The sequence below is a fragment of the Lewinella sp. genome, assembly GCF_050633125.1.
GTDB lineage: Bacteria > Bacteroidota > Bacteroidia > Chitinophagales > Saprospiraceae > Lewinella.
In genome coordinates this window covers 1-3,522 of record NZ_JBOEFX010000086.1, presented here as the reverse complement: position 1 = coordinate 3,522, position 3,522 = coordinate 1, and the positions used below count along the sequence as shown (strand labels likewise).

Below are 3,522 nucleotides of genomic sequence, written 5' to 3'. Positions count from 1 at the left end.
CAGGAATAAAAAAAGCCGAACCCTTTAAAAGGTTCGGCTTTTTTTATTCCTGAATAGAGCACTCTGTTACATAAACAACTGGCTCATATCCGTCCGCTGACGTACCAATTCAGGTACCTTGTCTATCGGTACTCTTTCCTGCTCCAATGTATCACGATCTCGCACTGTTACCATATTGTCTTCGAGGCTATCAAAGTCTACAGTGATACAGAACGGCGTACCGATCGCATCCTGGCGACGGTAAAGTTTACCAATCGAGCCTGTATCATCATACTGACAGTTGCATACCATTTTCAGCTTATCAAACAGCTCTTTGGCTTTGCCTACAATCCGGTCTTCCGTCCGTTTTAATGGCAAGATAGCCGCCTTAATAGGTGCTAATGCAGGGTGCAACTTAAGTACCGTACGCGTATTATTAGGATCATCCTGCCCTGGCACCTGCTCATCCATCAGTGCATTACTCATGGTCGCCAGGAACATCCGGTCACAACCGATCGACGTTTCTAATACGTAAGGAACATAGCTTTCTTTGGTCGCAGAATCGAAGTAAGTCAGCTTTTTGCCAGACAATTCCTGATGGCTACTAAGGTCAAAATCCGTCCGCGAGTGAATACCTTCCAATTCTTTGAACCCAAAGGGAAACTCAAACTGGATATCCACCGCAGCATCCGCGTAATGGGCCAGGTTATCGTGATCGTGGAAACGGTATTTAGAGGCAGAAGTTCCTAAAGCCAAGTGCCACTTGAGGCGAGCTTCTTTCCAGTAGTCGTACCATTCTTTCTGCGTACCCGGCTGGATAAAGAATTGCATCTCCATCTGCTCAAACTCCCGCATCCGGAAGATAAACTGACGAGCTACAATTTCATTACGGAAAGCTTTACCGATCTGTGCGATACCGAAAGGCAACTTCTGACGGGTTGATTTCTGTACGTTCAAGAAGTTGACAAAAATACCTTGTGCCGTTTCAGGTCGTAGGTATAGTTTGCCTTCCTCGCCAGCGATATTACCCAATTGAGTGGAAAACATCAGATTAAACTGACGAACATCCGTCCAGTTTCGGCTGCCAGTATCTGGGTCCGCAATTTCGAGGTCTTCAATCAAGGTTTTCAGGCCCTCCATGTCTCCATCGGTCATGGCGGTAGCCAAACGCTTGGCAACTTCGTCGATTTTCGCTTGGTAATCAACAATCCGGCCATTGGTAGAACGGAACATTGCTTCGTCAAAATCATCAAAACGCTTACGCGCTTTTGCTACTTCCTTGTTGATCTTGGCTTCGATTTTATCCATGTAATCTTCCACCAAAACATCAGCACGGTAGCGTTTTTTACTATCCTTGTTATCTATCAATGGATCATTAAAGGCATCTACGTGACCAGAAGCTTTCCAGGTCTTGGGGTGCATAAAGATGGCTGCATCAATACCTACAATGTTATCGTGCATTTGCACCATAGATTTCCACCAATACTCTTTGAGGTTGTTTTTGAGCAACGAACCATAGGGACCGTAGTCATAAGCGGCACTTAGGCCGTCGTAAATTTCACTCGACTGATAGATAAATCCGTATTCCTTACAGTGCGCTACCAGCGCTTTAAATTGATCGTTTTGTTGTGCCATGGCTATGTTCTTAATTCCTGCAGATTTACATCAACAGAAAAGGACTTGCTTGATAGAAGGCGCAAAGATAAGCGATTAGTTCCTTTACTGGTAATAATGGTGTTCATTCCAAAGTTGATTTTTCTGTTTACCGCAGAAGACGTACCTTTTCCAAGGGTAGCCAGGCGGACACTTCGGTCAGATAACAAGCCTCTGACACTACCACCTCCGCCTATGCTTATGTAACTTGTCTGCTGTCACTTTAAAAACCACCTTTCATGTCTGGGAAATCCACAGAAAAGAACACTTTGCAATACCTTGGCATAGGCCTTTTTGTTTTTGCATTAGCGGTATTCATTGGCTCCTTAACACTTAGTCATTACGAATTGTCTTTAACTGCTGTAAAAGACAGCCTGGGCAATGATTACCATTACGGTTTCGTAGAGCAGAGCGCCCAACAAATGGCAGGAAAGTCATATCCCAATAGTTTCGCTTTTTTAGATGCTTTTGAAAAGGTCTTATCGGACGCGCAGACAGCCATCAAAACAGATGTCGAAGAAGTAAAAGGCCTCACTAAAAGTGATGGAGCGTACTGGAATTCCTTGTTACAGGATTGGCAGTTAAGTGGATTAATTTTTCCGGTGACGAAAGCTTCCAGCACAGGGCTATTGCCTGGTAATACCTGGCTATTCTTTCTACTTAGTATTGTATTAGGAATCATTGGTGCGCTGCTATACATTCTACCCAAACGGCGCGAACACGCAGGCATAAAAAACAACCATGTCTACCACAGCAGCTTGCACAGTCGCGGCTGGCTAGGTATTGCAGCGGGCGTTTTCCTAATTGGTTTCTACATTTTGCTCTACTTCTACCCCGAACACATGGTCAATTGGATACTGATGGTCGACCCTATTAGTATGGCCCTCAACGGTGGCCCAGCCAGCAATTGGTTTTTATATGGACTGCTATACACCATTGCCATCTTGGTGATGGGGGTACGGATGATTATCAAATACCGGCACAACCGCTACCAGATGATCCGGACAGGCTCCGTGATGTTTTTTCAAACGACTTTTGCGTTCCTATTGCCTGAACTCATGTCGGCCTTGAACCAGCCCAGTATGGACCTCAAGAACATCTGGCCACTTAACTACTCTTTCTTCTTTGATTATAACATCAATGAACTTACCAGCTCTGGAGGCTTTGGTTTATTCTTGCTTTTCTGGGGCATCATCCTGATGGTAGTAGCAGTACCTCTCATCACCTATTTTTATGGGAAACGCTGGTATTGCTCCTGGGTATGTGGCTGTGGTGGCTTGGCAGAGACTCTCGGCGATCCTTATCGTCAGCTCAGTGATAAATCTACCCAAGCCTGGCAGATTGAGCGGTGGACTATTCATGCCGTGCTTATTTTTTCGGTTGTGATGACCGTCATTGTCGTTTACAGTTACTTGCCTTTGGCTACGGAAGCCGAAGGCTGGCTAAATAAAACCAATTTCGTCTACTTCGTTTCTGCACTGTTGATCGCACTCCCTGCTTACGTCTTTGCACGCAACCAGAAGGTGGACATCTTTCCTAAAGGTGCGATGATCATGATGTGGGTAGCAGCTATCGGGGTAATTGTTCTTTTGAATTACAACCACTTTATCCTCGAAAATTATAAGGCCACTATTAAAATCAACCGCTGGGTCATGATCGCATTGGCGGGCTTGGTCATAGGTAGCTTGGTGCTACTTCATCGTAAGGAGAACCCTACTCAGTCGCCACGAAAAGTTACCACAGTTGCTTTGGTCTTTTTTGGTGCAATTGCCAGCTGGCAACTACTAGCCTTCAACAACACAGGCAATGAGATTGCCTCTTTTAGTCACTACGATGTCCGCTCAGTATACGGATTTGCTATTAGTTCAATCTTTGCCGGCGTAGTAGGCA

2 protein-coding genes are annotated in these 3,522 nt (G+C 45.1%); one reads left to right on the top strand and one right to left on the bottom strand.

Annotated features, from left to right (window positions below; translation table 11 throughout):
- Positions 1–66: 66 nt before the first annotated feature.
- Positions 67–1,614, bottom strand: coding sequence for a glycine--tRNA ligase (locus tag ACRBG0_RS18940; RefSeq protein WP_431488428.1), 1,548 nt, complete (start codon positions 1,612–1,614; stop codon positions 67–69).
- A 257-nt stretch (positions 1,615–1,871) separates the two neighbouring features.
- On the opposite strand from ACRBG0_RS18940, the gene ACRBG0_RS18935 reads away from it, so the two are divergent.
- Positions 1,872–3,522: 4Fe-4S binding protein (locus ACRBG0_RS18935; RefSeq protein ID WP_431488427.1), on the top strand; the 1,651-nt coding region annotated here is incomplete at its 3' end.